The sequence below is a fragment of the Azorhizophilus paspali genome, assembly GCF_043587585.2.
Taxonomy (GTDB): Bacteria; Pseudomonadota; Gammaproteobacteria; order Pseudomonadales; family Pseudomonadaceae; genus Azotobacter; species Azotobacter paspali.
The window spans coordinates 2,432,016-2,446,653 of the sequence record NZ_CP171449.1; the positions used below are offsets into that span (position 1 = coordinate 2,432,016).

The 14,638-nt window shown below is 61.4% G+C and carries 13 protein-coding genes; 7 read left to right on the forward strand and 6 right to left on the reverse strand.

The features are described 5' to 3' along the window. Positions 1 to 96: 96 nt before the first annotated feature. From acnD to ACGI6K_RS11810, 4 genes are all read right to left on the reverse strand, one after another. Positions 97 to 2,700, reverse strand: coding sequence for a Fe/S-dependent 2-methylisocitrate dehydratase AcnD (acnD, locus tag ACGI6K_RS11795; protein ID WP_376949308.1), 2,604 nt, complete (start codon positions 2,698 to 2,700; stop codon positions 97 to 99). Position 2,701: 1 nt separating this feature from the next. After that, entirely contained in the window at positions 2,702 to 3,865 is a 1,164-nt protein-coding gene (gene prpC, locus ACGI6K_RS11800; RefSeq protein ID WP_376949306.1) for a bifunctional 2-methylcitrate synthase/citrate synthase, read from the reverse strand. 75 nt (positions 3,866 to 3,940) lie between these two features. Further along, on the reverse strand, positions 3,941 to 4,828 hold the full coding sequence (gene prpB, locus ACGI6K_RS11805; RefSeq protein ID WP_376949304.1) for a methylisocitrate lyase: 888 nt from the start codon (positions 4,826 to 4,828) through the stop codon (positions 3,941 to 3,943). Further along, entirely contained in the window at positions 4,825 to 5,547 is a 723-nt protein-coding gene (locus ACGI6K_RS11810; protein WP_376949357.1) for a GntR family transcriptional regulator, read from the reverse strand. The genes prpB and ACGI6K_RS11810 overlap by 4 nt, the downstream gene beginning before the upstream one ends. A 274-nt stretch (positions 5,548 to 5,821) precedes the next feature. On the opposite strand from ACGI6K_RS11810, the gene ACGI6K_RS11815 reads away from it, so the two are divergent. The 5 genes from ACGI6K_RS11815 to ACGI6K_RS11835 all read left to right on the forward strand — a co-directional run bounded on the left by ACGI6K_RS11815 (position 5,822) and on the right by ACGI6K_RS11835 (position 11,154). Then, positions 5,822 to 6,358, forward strand: a complete 537-nt coding sequence (locus ACGI6K_RS11815; protein WP_376949302.1) for an ATP-dependent zinc protease family protein — start codon at positions 5,822 to 5,824, stop codon at positions 6,356 to 6,358. Positions 6,359 to 6,363: 5 nt separating this feature from the next. After that, positions 6,364 to 7,890 (forward strand): inactive transglutaminase family protein, encoded by a 1,527-nt coding sequence (locus ACGI6K_RS11820; RefSeq protein WP_376949300.1) that lies wholly within the window; start codon positions 6,364 to 6,366, stop codon positions 7,888 to 7,890. A 3-nt stretch (positions 7,891 to 7,893) separates the two neighbouring features. Beyond that, positions 7,894 to 8,880, forward strand: a complete 987-nt coding sequence (locus ACGI6K_RS11825) for an alpha-L-glutamate ligase-like protein (RefSeq protein ID WP_376949298.1) — start codon at positions 7,894 to 7,896, stop codon at positions 8,878 to 8,880. An 85-nt stretch (positions 8,881 to 8,965) separates the two neighbouring features. Beyond that, positions 8,966 to 10,300, forward strand: a complete 1,335-nt coding sequence (gene pabB, locus ACGI6K_RS11830) for an aminodeoxychorismate synthase component I (RefSeq protein ID WP_376949296.1) — start codon at positions 8,966 to 8,968, stop codon at positions 10,298 to 10,300. Between the two features lie 119 nt (positions 10,301 to 10,419). After that, a complete protein-coding gene (locus ACGI6K_RS11835; RefSeq protein ID WP_376949294.1) occupies positions 10,420 to 11,154 on the forward strand; it encodes a phosphoadenylyl-sulfate reductase in 735 nt (244 codons plus the stop codon). Positions 11,155 to 11,169: 15 nt separating this feature from the next. Here ACGI6K_RS11835 and cysB read toward each other — a convergent pair whose 3' ends face one another. Next, complete coding sequence (gene cysB / locus ACGI6K_RS11840; protein WP_376949292.1) at positions 11,170 to 12,144, reverse strand: HTH-type transcriptional regulator CysB; 975 nt, start codon at positions 12,142 to 12,144, stop codon at positions 11,170 to 11,172. A gap of 316 nt (positions 12,145 to 12,460) precedes the next feature. Between cysB and ACGI6K_RS11845 the strand changes: the two genes are divergently transcribed. Next, complete coding sequence (locus tag ACGI6K_RS11845) at positions 12,461 to 13,537, forward strand: 3-deoxy-7-phosphoheptulonate synthase (protein ID WP_376949290.1); 1,077 nt, start codon at positions 12,461 to 12,463, stop codon at positions 13,535 to 13,537. A gap of 63 nt (positions 13,538 to 13,600) precedes the next feature. Here ACGI6K_RS11845 and ACGI6K_RS11850 read toward each other — a convergent pair whose 3' ends face one another. Next, a complete protein-coding gene (locus ACGI6K_RS11850; RefSeq protein WP_376949288.1) occupies positions 13,601 to 13,873 on the reverse strand; it encodes a GNAT family N-acetyltransferase in 273 nt (90 codons plus the stop codon). Positions 13,874 to 14,330: 457 nt separating this feature from the next. Here ACGI6K_RS11850 and ACGI6K_RS11855 point away from each other — a divergent pair, with 457 nt between their 5' ends. Further along, on the forward strand, positions 14,331 to 14,582 hold the full coding sequence (locus ACGI6K_RS11855) for an Lpp/OprI family alanine-zipper lipoprotein (protein ID WP_012700896.1): 252 nt from the start codon (positions 14,331 to 14,333) through the stop codon (positions 14,580 to 14,582). Positions 14,583 to 14,638 lie beyond the last annotated feature (56 nt).

Genomic DNA, 14,638 nt, shown 5'->3' on the forward strand with positions numbered 1-14,638 from the left:
CATGAGACCGTGCCGCCGGATGGTGGCACGAAAGGGAATGCAGATGCCTGTCTACCCGTCCCGCAGGGCGCGGGACCGGTAGACAGGTCACGGCGGTCAGGCCTGGTCGAGAAAGTCCTTGGCGAAGCGCTGCAGTACGCCGCCGGCCTCGTAGATGGACACTTCTTCGGCGGTGTCCAGGCGGCAGGTCACGGGCACTTCGACGGTCTCGCCGCTCTTGCGGTGGATGACCAGAATCAGCTCGGTGCGCGGCTTGCGCTCGCCGATCACATCGAAGGTTTCGGTGCCGTCAATACCCAGGGTCTTGCGGGTAGTACCCGGCTTGAACTCCAGCGGCAGCACGCCCATGCCAACCAGGTTGGTACGGTGGATGCGCTCGAAGCCTTCGGCGACGATGGCCTCGACGCCGGCCAGGCGCACGCCCTTGGCCGCCCAGTCGCGCGAGGAACCCTGGCCGTAGTCGGCGCCAGCGACGATGATCAGGTTCTGCTTGCGCCCCATGTAGGTTTCGATGGCTTCCCACATGCGCATGACCTTGCCGTCCGGCTCGACGCGGGTCAGCGAGCCCTTCTTCACCTCACCGTCGACCACGGCCATTTCGTTGACCAGTTGCGGGTTGGCGAAGGTAGCGCGCTGCGCGGTCAGGTGGTCGCCGCGATGGGTGGCGTAAGAGTTGAAGTCCTCCTCCGGCAGGCCCATCTTGGCCAGGTACTCGCCCGCGGCGCTGTCCGGCAGGATGGCGTTGGACGGCGACAGGTGGTCGGTAGTGATGTTGTCCGGCAACACCGCCAGCGGGCGCATGCCCTTGAGGGTACGCACGCCGGCCAGGGCGCCTTCCCAGTACGGCGGGCGGCGGATGTAGGTGGACATCGGACGCCAGTCGTACAGCGGGCTCTTGGCCTCCTCCACGGAGCCCAAATCGAACATCGGGATATAGACCTGCTTGAACTGCTCGGGCTTCACGCAGGAAGCGACGATGGTGTCAATCTCCTCGTCGCTCGGCCACAGGTCCTTCAAGGTGATGGCCTTGCCGTCCTTGTCGTGGCCCAGCACGTCCTGCTCAATGTCGAAGCGCACGGTACCGGCGATGGCGTAGGCGACCACCAGCGGCGGCGAGGCCAGGAAGGCCTGCTTGGCGTACGGATGGATGCGGCCATCGAAGTTGCGGTTACCGGACAGCACGGCGGTGGTGTACAAGTCGCGGTCGATGATCTCTTGTTGAATCTCCGGGTCCAGGGCGCCGGACATGCCGTTACAGGTGGTGCAGGCGTAGGCCACGATGCCGAAGCCCAGCTTCTCCAGCTCGGGTAGCAGGCCGGCCTCCTCCAGATACAGCCTGGCGACCTTGGAGCCCGGAGCGAACGAGCTCTTCACCCAGGGTTTGCGCACCAGGCCCAGCGCGTTGGCCTTCTTGGCCAGAAGGCCGGCAGCCACCACGTTGCGCGGGTTGGAGGTGTTGGTGCAACTGGTGATGGCGGCGATGATCAGCGCGCCGTCCGGCAGCAGACCCTCGGCCTCTTCGGCCTTGGCGGCGGCCAGCTTGGTCTCGTCTGCGATGCCGCGCTCGTGCAGGGCGCTGGTCGGCAGGCGGCGGTGAGGGTTGCTCGGCCCGGCCATGTTGCGCACCACGCCGGACAGGTCGAATTCGAGCACGCGCTCGTATTCGGCGCCGACCAGGGCATCGGCCCACAGGCCGGTGGTCCTGGCGTAGTTCTCGACCAGGGCGATCTGCTCCGCCTCGCGACCGGTCAGCTTCAGGTAGTCGATGGTCTGCTGGTCGATGTAGAACATCGCCGCCGTGGCACCGTATTCCGGGCACATGTTGGAGATGGTGGCGCGGTCGCCGATCGACAGGCTGGCTGCGCCGTCGCCGAAGAACTCGACGTAGGCACCGACCACGCGCTCCTTGCGCAGGAACTCGGTAAGCGCCAGGACGATGTCGGTGGCGGTGATGCCGGGCTGGCGCTTGCCGGTCAGCTTGACGCCGACGATGTCCGGCAGGCGCATCATGGAGGCGCGGCCAAGCATCACGGTTTCGGCTTCCAGGCCGCCGACGCCAATGGCGATCACGCCCAGGGCATCGACGTGCGGGGTGTGCGAGTCGGTACCCACGCAGGTGTCCGGGAAGGCCACGCCGTCACGCGCCTGGATCACCGGGGACATCTTCTCCAGGTTGATCTGGTGCATGATGCCGTTGCCGGCCGGGATCACGTCCACGTTCTTGAACGCGGTGCGGGTCCAGTCGATGAAGTGGAAGCGGTCCTCGTTGCGACGCTCCTCGACGGCACGGTTCTTCTCGAAAGCCTGCGGATCGAAGCCGCCGTACTCCACGGCCAGCGAATGGTCGACGATCAACTGAGTCGGCACCACTGGGTTGACCTTGGACGGATCGCCACCCTGCTCGGCGATGGCGTCGCGCAGGCCAGCCAGATCGACCAGCGCGGTCTGGCCGAGGATGTCGTGGCAGACCACGCGGGCCGGATACCAGGAGAAGTCCAGGTCGCGCTTGCGCTCGATGATCTGCTTCAGCGAGTCGCTCAGCAGGGCCGGATCGCAGCGGCGCACCAACTGCTCGGCCAGCACGCGAGAAGTATACGGCAGCTTGTCGTAGGTGCCCGGTTGGATGGCTTCGACGGCCGCACGGGTGTCGAAGTAGTTCAGCGTGCTGCCCGGCAAGCTCTTACGGTACTGGGTGTTCATTTTACTTGCGCTCCCTGAGCGGAACGAACTTCAAGTTTTCCGGACCGACGTAGTTGGCGCTCGGCCGGATGATTTTGCCGTCGATGCGCTGCTCGATGGCATGGGCGACCCAGCCGGAGGTACGGGCGATCACGAACACCGGGGTGAACATGGCCGTGGGAATGCCCATCATGTGGTAACTGACGGCGCTGAACCAATCCAGGTTGGGGAACATCTTCTTGATTTCCCACATCACACTTTCGAGGCGCTCGGCGATGTCGTACATCTTGGTGTTGCCTTGTTTGACGCTGAGCTCGCGGGCGACTTCCTTAATCACCTTGTTGCGCGGATCGCCGACGGTGTAGACCGGGTGGCCGAAGCCGGTCACGACCTCCTTGCGCTCGACGCGGGCACGGATATCGGCCTCGGCCTCGTCCGGGGTGTCGTAGCGTTTCTGAATCTCGAAGGCCACCTCGTTGGCGCCGCCGTGTTTCGGCCCGCGCAGCGCGCCGATGGCGCCGGTGACGCAGGAGAACATGTCGGAGCCGGTGCCGGCGATCACCCGGGAGGTGAAAGTGGAGGCGTTGAACTCGTGCTCGGCGTAGAGGATCAGCGAGGTGTGCATGGCGCGCACCCAACTGTCGCTCGGCTTCTTGCCGTGCAGCAGGTGTAGAAAGTGGCCGCCGATGGAGTCGTCGTCGGTTTCCACGTCGATGCGCTTGCCGTTGTGGCTGAAGTGGTACCAGTACAGCAGCATGGAGCCCAGGGACGCGATCAACTTATCGGCGATGTCGCGGGCGCCGGGGTAATTGTGGTCTTCCTTCTCGGGCGACAGGCAGCCGAGCACGGACACGCCGGTGCGCATCGCGTCCATCGGGTGGGAGGAAGGCGGCAACTGCTCGAGAGCGGTCTTCACGCCGGCCGGCAGGCCGCGCAGGGACTTGAGCTTGGCCTTGTAGCCGTTCAGTTCGGCGACATTGGGCAGCTTGCCGTGCACCAGCAGGTGGGCGACCTCCTCGAATTCGCAGATGGTGGCGAAGTCGAGAATGTCATAGCCGCGATAGTGCAGGTCATTGCCGGTGCGCCCCACGGTGCACAGGGCGGTATTGCCGGCGGTGGTGCCACTCAGAGCTACTGACTTCTTCGGCTTGAAGCCAACAGTGGTGGTTTCTGCGGTAGCGCTCATCGCTCGTTTCTCCTAATCCGGTTGTCATTGCTATTGTTTTCCGGGAGCGGCTCGTTCCGGCCGGTCAGGCGGCATTCATTTCTTGTTGGCTGCAAACAGTGCGTCGAGGTGCTGCTCGAAGGCGTGGTAGTTGATGCGGTCGTAAAGCTCCATACGGGTCTGCATGGTATCGATCACGTTCTTCTGGGTGCCGTCGCGGCGCAGCGCCGTGTAGACGTTCTCGGCTGCCTTGTTCATGGCACGGAACGCCGACAGCGGATAGAGCACCAGGGATACATCGACGCTGGCCAGTTCCTCGGTGGTGTACAGCGGCGTGGCGCCGAACTCGGTGATGTTGGCCAGGATCGGCGCCTTCACCCGGTCGGCGAAGGTCTTGTACATCGCCAGTTCGGTGATCGCCTCGGGGAAGATCATGTCGGCACCCGCCTCGACGCAGGCGGCGGCGCGATCCAGCGCCGAGTTCAGCCCCTCGACCGCCAGCGCGTCGGTACGCGCCATGATCACGAAGCTGTCGTCGGTACGGGCATCCACGGCCGCCTTGATCCGGTCGACCATCTCCTGCTGGGAAACGATTTCCTTGTTCGGACGGTGACCGCAGCGCTTGGCACCCACCTGGTCCTCGATGTGGATGGCGGCCGCACCGAACTTGATCATCGACTTGACGGTACGGGCGACGTTGAAGGCCGAGGAACCGAATCCGGTATCGACGTCCACCAGCAGCGGCAGGTCGCATACGTCGGTGATGCGGCGCACGTCGGTCAACACGTCGTCCAGCCCGGTGATGCCCAGGTCTGGCAGGCCCAGGGAACCGGCCGCCACGCCGCCGCCGGACAGGTAGATGGCCTTGAAGCCGGCACGTTTGGCCAGCAGCGCGTGGTTGGCATTGATGGCGCCGACCACCTGCAGCGGATGTTCGCTGGCGACGGCATCGCGAAAGCGTTGCCCGGCAAACGTCTGAGTCATGACTTACCTCTCTTGTTGGCTGGAGTGACCTGAGCGCCTTCGTAGTGGCGCTCCATGTTGCGCCGGGAAGCAGCTATGTGCCGTCGCATCAGCAGTTCGGCCAGTTCGCCGTCATGGTCGGCGATGGCATCGAGTATCCGGTGGTGTTCGTTGAAGGCCTGGCGCGGCCGGTTGGGCGTGGAAGAGAACTGGATGCGGTACATGCGTACCAGTTGATACATATCCGCGCAAAGCATACGCACCAGCGTCTGGTTGCCGCTGCCCTGGATGATCCGGTAATGGAAGTCGAAATCGCCTTCCTGCTGGTAATAGCCGACACCGGCCTGGAAGGCTTCGTCGCGCTCGTGGGTATCCAGTACCCGGCGCAATTCGTCGACGCCCGCCTGCGTCATGCGCTCGGCCGCCAAGCGGCAGGCCATGCCTTCGAGCGACTCGCGGATCTCGTAAAGCTCGATCAGTTCCTGGTGGCTGAGCGAAACCACCCTGGCTCCCACGTGGGGAACCCGGACCAGCAGTTTTTGCCCTTCCAGGCGATGGATGGCTTCACGCAGGGGACCGCGGCTAATGCCGTAGACACGCGCCAGTTCGGGCTCGGAAATCTTGCTGCCTGGGGCGATCTCACCCTTCACGATCGCCGCCTGGATGCGTCGGAACACATGCTCGGAGAGCGTTTCGGAATCATCTGGAATAGCTAGCAGCGAGGATGGCATCTCAAGCATATTGTCGACAATCAGTGTTTTCATTGCACGTAAATTAGGCTTGATAAGCAATCCAGTCAAACGAGTCTTTCAGATTGTCGACAATCATCGAATACGCACGCGTCTCCACACCTTTTCCGCGACCAAGGGGCGGAATCTGCCGATACGGGAAACCCGTGCTAGAATGCGCGCCGCGCGGCAGGCGGTCCTGCCCGTGACCGCCTGTTGCCCAGGCAGCGGGATCGTCGTGCCAAGCCGCTGCCTGAACTGTCGATCGCCTCCGTCTACAGGACCTATGAGATTCCAGCCCCTTGCCCTGTCTGCTTGCCTGCTGTTCATCCCCGAAACACTTTTCGCCACCGAGAAGTCCGTCTATGGCCTGAACGAATACGTGTCGCTGCCCGAACTCAAACTGGAAGTGGTGGCCAAGCTGGATACGGGTGCCGAGACGGCATCGCTCAGCGCCCGCGACATCACGCGCTTCAAGCGCAACGGTGAGACCTGGGTACGCTTCTATCTGGCCATCGATGACAGCCATTCGCACCCTATCGAACGTCCGCTGGCGAGACTCAGCAAGATCAAGCGCCGCGCCGGAGACTACGATCCGGCGGAAAGCCAGACCTACACGGCTCGCCCGGTGGTCGAGCTGGACTTCTGCATGGGCGGTACCCTGCGCACCATCGAGGTGAACCTGACCGACAGGAGCGCCTTCCAATACCCGCTGCTGATCGGCTCCGACGCCTTGACGCGCTTCGGGGCCCTGGTCGATCCGAGTCTTAAATACGCGGCCGGCAAGCCCGGTTGCGCCACTGTTGCAAACTCCGCCGAGTAATACGCATGCGCGCCCTCAACCTGCATTTGAAAATACTGATCGTCCTGCTGGTGTCGATCGGGGTTCTGGTCACGGCCTATCAAATCTTCGTCCTGGGCATTCCGGTGACCGAGGACGAGACCGACGACCTGTGGAACATCGACGCGCGCGTCGAATTTCAGGCCAACCCACGCGAGCCGGTGAAGGTGCAGATGTTCGCCCCGCCGCTCAACCAGAACTATGTCAGCCTCAACGAGAGCTTCATCTCCAACAACTATGGCGTGAGCGTCAATCAGGTCGACAGCAACCGCCGGGTGACCTGGTCGGCCCGGCGCGCCAGCGGCAAGCAGACCCTCTACTATCGCCTGGCCCTGACCAAGCGCTATACCGGCGATTTGCCCAAGCCCAAGGGCCCGATATTCCGCGACAGCATCCCGGTGGAGGGTGCCGAAAAGATCGCCGCCGAAGCCCTGCTGGCGCCAATCCGGGAGCATTCGGCCGACGTCGAAACCTTCATCGGTGAAACCATCAAGCGGGTCAACAACCTCAACGACGACAATGTAAAGCTGCTCACCGCCGGCAATACCTCGACGCCGAACCGGGTACGCATCGTCGAACTCTTGCTGTCCTTCGCCCATGTGCCGATGGAGCGCGTGCACACCCTGCGCCTGGTCACCGACCAGGCGGTCAGTCCCGAACTCTGGATTCGCAGCTTCAACGGCGATAAGTGGCTGTACTTCAACCCCGACACCGGCGAGCAGGGACTGCCGGCCGACCGCCTGATCTGGTGGACCGGCGACGAGCCGCTGGTCAGCGTGGACGGCGGTAAACAGGCCCAGGTCAACTTCACCCTCAACAACAGCGAGTTAAACGCCATCGGCCTGGCCAAGATGACCGACCAGAACACCGATGCCGACTTCCTGGAATACACGCTGTACGGCCTGCCGCTGGAAACCCAGGAGACCTATCAGATCATGATCATGATTCCGATCGGCGTGCTGGTGATCCTGATCCTGCGCAACCTGATCGGCATCCAGACCCTCGGAACCTTCACGCCGGTCCTGATTGCCCTGGCCTTCCGCGAAACCCAGGTGGGCTTCGGCATCATTCTCTTCACCCTGATCACCGCGCTGGGCCTGTCGCTGCGCTCTTACCTGGAACATCTCAAGCTGCAGATGCTGCCGCGTCTGTCCGTGGTGCTGACCTTCGTGGTGGTACTGATCGCCATCATCAGCCTGCTCAGCCACAAGCTCGGTCTCGAACGCGGCCTGTCGGTATCGCTGTTCCCGATGGTGATCCTGACCATGACCATCGAGCGCCTGTCGATCACCTGGGAAGAACGCGGCGGCGGCCATGCCTTCAAGGTCGCCCTCGGCACCATCGTCGCCGCCTCGCTGGCTCATCTGCTGATGAACATTCCGCAGTTGACCTACTTCATCTTCACCTTCCCGACGGTACTGCTGATTCTGGTGGGCTTCATGCTGGCCATGGGACGCTACCGCGGCTACCGCCTGACGGAACTGTTCCGCTTCAAGGCCTTCCTGAAGGACTGAGACATGATCAACCTGTGGAAGAGATGGAAGGCCCTGGAAGCCAAGGGCATCATGGGCATCAACCGGCGTAATGCGGACTACGTACTGAAATACAACAAACGCAGTCTGTACCCCATCGTCGACGACAAGATCATCACCAAGCAGCATGCGATCGAGGCCGGCATCCATGTGCCGGAGATGTACGGGATCATCGAAACCGAGAAGAAAATCGAGAATCTCGAGCAGATCATCGGCGAACACAGCGACTTCGTGATTAAGCCGGCCCAAGGGGCCGGCGGCGACGGCATTTTGGTCATCGCCGACCGTTTCGAAGGCCGCTACAAGACGATTTCCGGCCGGATCGTCACCCATGAGGAAATCGAGTACCACATCTCCAGCATCCTCACTGGCCTCTATTCCCTGGGCGGCGGCCGCGACCGGGCGCTGATCGAGTACCGCGTCAAACCCGACCCGATCTTCAAAAGCATCAGCTACGAGGGCGTCCCGGACATCCGCATCATCGTGCTGATGGGCTATCCGGTCATGGCCATGCTGCGCCTGCCGACCCGCCAGTCCAGCGGCAAGGCCAACCTGCACCAGGGCGCCATCGGCGTCGGTGTCGATCTGACCACCGGCCTCACCCTGCGCGGCACCTGGCTGAACAACAAGATCGCCAAGCACCCGGACACCACCAATCCGGTCGATGGCGTGCAACTGCCCGACTGGGACGGCTTCATGAAGCTGGCGGCCGGCTGCTACGAACTCTGCGGTCTCGGTTATATCGGCGTCGATATGGTGCTGGACGAAACCAAGGGGCCCCTGATTCTCGAGCTCAACGCCCGTCCCGGCCTGAATATCCAGATCGCCAACGACTGCGGCCTGGCCCTGCGCACCTACAAGATCGAAGCTCACCTGGCGGACCTCAAGGAACGCGGCATCCAGGAGACCCCGACCGAGCGCATGCGCTTCGCCCAGGAGCTGTTCGGGCGCGTTTCCACTGCAGCCGTCTGACTCTCCGCCCCTTCGAGGGCGGGTTACCCGGCAATCCGGAACCCCTGGCGCTACAATCAGGCCTTGCCACAACCAACGCATCCGCATGTCCAGTTGCCGTATCCACACACTCCCCTATAGCGCCGATCCGACCCGCTATTTCGAGAAGATTCGCCAGGCCCCCGGCGCCGTGCTGTTCGACAGCGGTCGACCTGCATCGCAACGGGGCCGTTACGACCTGCTCAGCGCCTGGCCGCGGGTTCGCCTTGTTCCTTCTGCCGGTGAAACCGGCAACGGCTTTCTCCAGCGGCTGCGCCAGGCCATATCGACCCTGGAGCGTGCCGAAGCATGCGGACTTCCTTTCACGGGCGGCCTGATGGGCTACCTGTCCTACGATTTCGCCCGCCGTCTCGAACGCCTGCCTGATACGACCCACGATGACCTGGAGCTTCCCGATGCCCAGCTCGGACTCTATGCCTGGGCAGTGATCACGGACCACCAGGCGCAGACCACCACGCTGGTCTGCCATCCCAGTCTGGACAGCCGCGAATGCGAGCGTTTGAGACACTTGTTCCGCACGCCGCCGCCGCCCAGAAGCACGGCATTCCATCTCGTGGCGGATTTCACCCCGGACCTGACCGTCAGCGACTATCGCGCGGCCATCGAGCGCATTCTCGCCTACATTCAGGCAGGCGACTGTTATCAGGTGAACTTCGCCCAGCGTTTTCAAGCCCCCTTCCAGGGCGATCCCTGGGTTGCCTACCGAGCCTTGCGCCAGGCCTGTCCGACCCCCTTCGCCGGATACCAGTCTCTGGATGGCGGCAATGCCATTCTCAGTCTTTCGCCGGAACGCTTTCTGAGCGTCACGGATGGACAGGTGGAAACCCGTCCGATCAAGGGCACCCGCCCACGCGGTCGCAGTGCCGCGGAAGACCGACTGTACGCCGACGAGCTGCGGCTCAGCGCCAAGGATCGAGCCGAAAACCTGATGATCGTCGACTTGCTGCGCAACGACCTGAGCCGCAGTTGCCGGCCCGGCTCGGTGCACGTTCCGCAACTGTTCGCCCTGGAGAGCTATCCGAACGTGCATCATCTGGTCAGTTGCGTCAGGGGCGAGCTGGCTCCCGGCAAGGATGCCCTGGATTTGCTCGCCGGCAGTTTTCCGGGCGGCTCTATCACCGGCGCACCGAAGATCCGCGCCATGCAGATCATCGAGGAACTGGAAAGCAGACGCCGCGCCATCTACTGCGGCTCGCTGCTCTACCTGGATTCCGGCGGCGGGCTGGACAGCTCCATTGCCATTCGCACTCTGCTGGCCCGCAACGGGCGCATCACCTGCTGGGGCGGCGGCGGAATAGTCGCCGACTCCGACTGGCAGACGGAGTATCAGGAGTCCATCACCAAGGTGCGAACACTGCTGGCGACCCTTCGCGCACTCTGACCGCTCATAACGCACAGAAAGCCACCGGCGAGACCGGTTGTTTAGGAAAGAAAACGTCCTCTGCTAGCATTCGCGACACACAATCCTCAGCCGCTCACGATACCTAGGAACATCGCCTGATGAAGCAAGCCGTGAACACCGCCGAGCTGGCCGCCGCCTGCATCGGCAAATCGCCCCAGGACATCCTGCAGATCGCCTTCGATCACTTCGGCGACGATCTGTGGATCTCCTTCAGTGGCGCCGAAGACGTCGTACTGCTCGACATGGCCTGGAAGCTCAACAAGAACGTCAGGGTCTTCAGTCTGGATACCGGCCGCCTGCACCCCGAAACTTACCGTTTCATCGAGCAAGTGCGCGAGCACTATGGCTTGGCCATCGAAGTGCTCTCGCCCGATGCCCGCCTACTCGAACCACTGGTCAGGGAAAAAGGGCTGTTCAGCTTCTATAAGGATGGCCACGGCGAATGCTGCGGTATCCGCAAGATCGAACCGCTCAAGCGCAAACTGGCCACCGTGAGCGCCTGGGCCACCGGCCAGCGTCGCGACCAGAGCCCCGGGACTCGCAGCCAGGTCGCCGAGTTCGAGTTGGACGGCGCCTTCTCCACTCCGGACAGGCCGCTGTACAAGTTCAATCCGCTGGCACAGATGAGCAGCGAGGAGGTCTGGGGCTATATCCGCATGCTGGAAATCCCCTACAACTCGCTGCACGAACGAGGCTATATCAGCATCGGCTGCGAACCTTGTACCCGGCCGGTACTGCCCAACCAGCACGAGCGCGAGGGTCGCTGGTGGTGGGAAGAGGCCACCCATAAGGAATGCGGTCTGCATGCCGGCAACCTGATCGGCAAGAGCTGATCCGGCCAGGGACCGTCAATACAACGGCAGTTCGATTCCCTCGAACAGTTCGTCCAGCTCGGCCTTGTTGTGGCATTGCATGGCTTTGCTCAGAACGGGCCGGGTAAGGTGCGGGGCGAATCGCTCGATGAAATCGCACATGAACCCGCGCAGGAAGGTACCGCGGCGAAAAGCGATCTTGGTAACGCTGGGCTCGAAGAGTTCACTGGCATCGAGCGCCACCAGATCGCTGTCGAGCCTTTCGTCCACCGCCATCCGGGCGACGATGCCTACACCGAGACCGAGCCGAACATAGGTCTTGATGACGTCGGCATCGGCGGCGGTGAACACCACCTTGGGAGTCAGGCCACGGTTGAAAAAGGCCTCGTCCAGCTTGGAACGCCCGGTAAAGCCGAACACATAGGTAACGATGGGATATTCGGCCACCGCCTCGAGCGTCAGCTTGGACAGCTTGGTCAACGGATGCCCCTGCGGCACCACCACACAGCGATTCCAGCGGTAACAGGGCATCATGAGGAGGTCGCTGAACAACTCCAATCCCTCAGTGGCAATGGCGAAGTCGACGGTCCCATCGGCCGCCATTTCGGCGATCTGGGTCGGCGTCCCCTGGTGCATGTGCAGGGAAACCTCCGGATACTGGCGAATGAAGGCGCTGATGACCGATGGCAAGGCATAGCGCGCCTGCGTATGGGTCGTCGCGATGGACAGGGTGCCTTTCTTCTCGTTGGAAAACTCTTGGGCGATCTGCTTGATGCTTTCCACCTTGCGCAGGATTTCCCCGGCGGTGGTGATGATTCGCTCGCCGGCCGGCGTCACACGTGTCAGATGCTTGCCGCTACGCGCAAAAACCTCTACCCCCAGCTCATCCTCCAGAAGGCGGATCTGCTTGCTGATGCCGGGCTGCGATGTGTAGAGGCTCTGAGCCGTGGCCGAAACATTGAGATCGTGATGCGCCACTTCCCAGATGTAACGCAGTTGCTGAAGCTTCATGGCTATTCCTCGAACCAAGATAACGAACGCTCGCAAAATGACAGCATTCTTATAACCATTATTGATAGTTTACTGAAGAAAGCCAGACGCTTTATCAGCTAAAACGAATCCGGACCGTTGAGCAATCATGGCCTCCAGCCATGCAGGAGAGTGGTCCTGCGGTCGCGCTCCGCCCACTAACTCCCTATTGTTCGAATAGCCCATTGTCGCCCCCTCGCATAACGCGCTAAGGTTTTCCTCCCCTTTCCCATTGCCTTACATGCCGCGCCCATAGTGCGGGGACGTACTGGCTGGCCCACAACCTGTGAGTAATCAGATGGTCAATTTACCGATCAATGACATCAACGTTGCCTCCAACAACCCCTTGATCACCCCAGAGCAGTTCAAAGCCGAGATCCCCTTGAGCGCTGCCGCCATGAACACTGTCTCCCGCGGCCGCGAAGTCATCCGCAATATCCTCGACGGCAAGGATCATCGCCTATTCCTGGTGGTCGGTCCGTGCTCCATCCACGATGTCAAGGCGGCACATGAATACGCCGAACGGCTCAAGAAGCTCGCAGCCGAAGTTTCCGACACCCTATTTCTGGTGATGCGTGTCTATTTCGAGAAACCCCGCACCACCGTCGGTTGGAAGGGCCTCATCAACGATCCCTATCTGGACGACACCTTCAAGATCCAGGAAGGGCTGCATATCGCCCGCCGACTGCTGCTCGACATCGCCGAAATAGGCTTGCCAAGCGCTGGTGAAGCCCTGGACCCGATTTCCCCACAGTATCTGCAGGACCTGTTCAGTTGGTCGGCCATCGGTGCCCGCACCACGGAATCCCAGACACACCGCGAGTTGGCCTCCGGCCTGTCTTCTGCCGTCGGTTTCAAGAACGGCACGGACGGCAGCCTGACCGTGGCGATCAACGCGCTGCAGTCGGTATCCAGGCCCCACCGTTTCCTGGGCATCAACCAGCAGGGCAGCGTTTCCATCGTGACGACCAAGGGCAATACCTATGGGCACGTCGTTCTGCGCGGCGGCAATGGCAAGCCCAACTACGACTCGGTCAACGTCACCATCTGCGAGCAGGAGCTGCGTAAAGCCGGCATCCCGCCGAATATTATGGTGGACTGCAGCCACGCCAATTCGAACAAGGATCCAGCCCTGCAACCCCTGGTGATGACCAACGTAGCCAACCAGATTCTCGAAGGCAATTCATCCATCATAGGCCTGATGGTGGAGAGCAACCTGGGCTGGGGCAGCCAGTCGATTCCCGACAATCTGGACGACCTCAAGTACGGAGTCTCCGTCACCGACGCCTGCATCGACTGGGACACCACAGCCACAGCGATACGCGACATGCGCGCCAAGCTCAAGGATATCCTGCCGAACCGGAAACGCTCCTGAGCGTCGAAAACGACAACGCCGGGTTGCTATTATCCCGGCGTTGCCACCACAATGCCTGCATTCTCAAAACTGGCTCTGCTGACGCTCGATGTAGCGCTCGACATAGGAACAGGACGGAATCACCGTATACCCCATGCGCTTGGCATAATCGAGCGCCTCGGCCGTCAGGGCAGCGGCGATGCCACGGCCACGCAAGGAGACGGGAACATAGGTACGGTAGATATCCAGGGTGTTCTTCCCAAGGTCCATATAGGCTAGATAGGCGCGGTGCCCATCTACGACAGCCTCGAACTGATGTCCAGCCCGATCATGGTGAATGGATAATGCTTCGCTCATTCCGTCTCCCCTTAAGTCTTGTCTTATTTTTGTACACTTCGTATCTTAGACCCTATACGTCGGCGAAGAAACGCTCGAATCCGTCGCCCATCCGAACATGGGCCACGGTGCTATTTCCGCTTTCTGTGTAGCACGTCCCGATAAAAGCCGCCTGCTTAATCGGATGGGCAGCAACCCCTTCTCGCCCGCCTTCACAGCCCTGCAAAACAGGAGCGATGGCACGATCATAGAAAATAAATCCACAAGCATTCCTAATGCTTGGATAGCCCCCCAATGCATGATTCTGGATAAATTTTAGACAACCTCATGGATTCTCCGGGGTCATCCGAAAAAAACGTGGCACTCTTTGCTCGTACTCAGTTTACTTAAAAAAAGTTATAGGTAGTATGTTGACCGGCGAATTTCCCTCGCATGGGAAATTGCTTTTAGGTGAAAGCCACTTCAAAAGGGGAACACGATGAACAACGCTCTGAAAATTTCCGCTCTGACCCTGGCCGCTCTTCTGGCCGCTGGTTGCAGCAGCGCCTCCAAAGAAAGCGATGCTCGCATCACCGCTACTGAAGATGCAGCTGCTCGCGCCCAAGCTCGCGCCGACGAAGCCTATCGCAAGGCCGACGAGGCTCTGGCAGCCGCTCAGCGCGCTCAGCAGACCGCTGACGAAGCCAACGAGCGCGCCCTGCGTATGCTGGAAAAAGCCAGCCGCAAGTAATTGTTTCTTTGGAAACGAAAAAAGCTGGCCCATTCGGGCCGGCTTTTTTATTGAAA

Excerpts from the sequence above, each read along its gene's own strand:
- prpC (WP_376949306.1), bottom strand. The coding sequence starts at position 3,865 with ATGAGCGCTACCGCAGAAACCACCACTGTTGGCTTCAAGCCGAAGAAG.
- ACGI6K_RS11855 (WP_012700896.1), top strand. The coding sequence starts at position 14,331 with ATGAACAACGCTCTGAAAATTTCCGCTCTGACCCTGGCCGCTCTTCTG.
- ACGI6K_RS11815 (WP_376949302.1), top strand. The coding sequence starts at position 5,822 with ATGAGATTCCAGCCCCTTGCCCTGTCTGCTTGCCTGCTGTTCATCCCC.
- pabB (WP_376949296.1), top strand. The coding sequence starts at position 8,966 with ATGTCCAGTTGCCGTATCCACACACTCCCCTATAGCGCCGATCCGACC.
- ACGI6K_RS11845 (WP_376949290.1), top strand. The coding sequence starts at position 12,461 with ATGGTCAATTTACCGATCAATGACATCAACGTTGCCTCCAACAACCCC.
- acnD (WP_376949308.1), bottom strand. The coding sequence starts at position 2,700 with ATGAACACCCAGTACCGTAAGAGCTTGCCGGGCAGCACGCTGAACTAC.
- ACGI6K_RS11850 (WP_376949288.1), bottom strand. The coding sequence starts at position 13,873 with ATGAGCGAAGCATTATCCATTCACCATGATCGGGCTGGACATCAGTTC.
- ACGI6K_RS11810 (WP_376949357.1), bottom strand. The coding sequence starts at position 5,547 with ATGCTTGAGATGCCATCCTCGCTGCTAGCTATTCCAGATGATTCCGAA.
- ACGI6K_RS11825 (WP_376949298.1), top strand. The coding sequence starts at position 7,894 with ATGATCAACCTGTGGAAGAGATGGAAGGCCCTGGAAGCCAAGGGCATC.
- cysB (WP_376949292.1), bottom strand. The coding sequence starts at position 12,144 with ATGAAGCTTCAGCAACTGCGTTACATCTGGGAAGTGGCGCATCACGAT.
- prpB (WP_376949304.1), bottom strand. The coding sequence starts at position 4,828 with ATGACTCAGACGTTTGCCGGGCAACGCTTTCGCGATGCCGTCGCCAGC.
- ACGI6K_RS11835 (WP_376949294.1), top strand. The coding sequence starts at position 10,420 with ATGAAGCAAGCCGTGAACACCGCCGAGCTGGCCGCCGCCTGCATCGGC.
- ACGI6K_RS11820 (WP_376949300.1), top strand. The coding sequence starts at position 6,364 with ATGCGCGCCCTCAACCTGCATTTGAAAATACTGATCGTCCTGCTGGTG.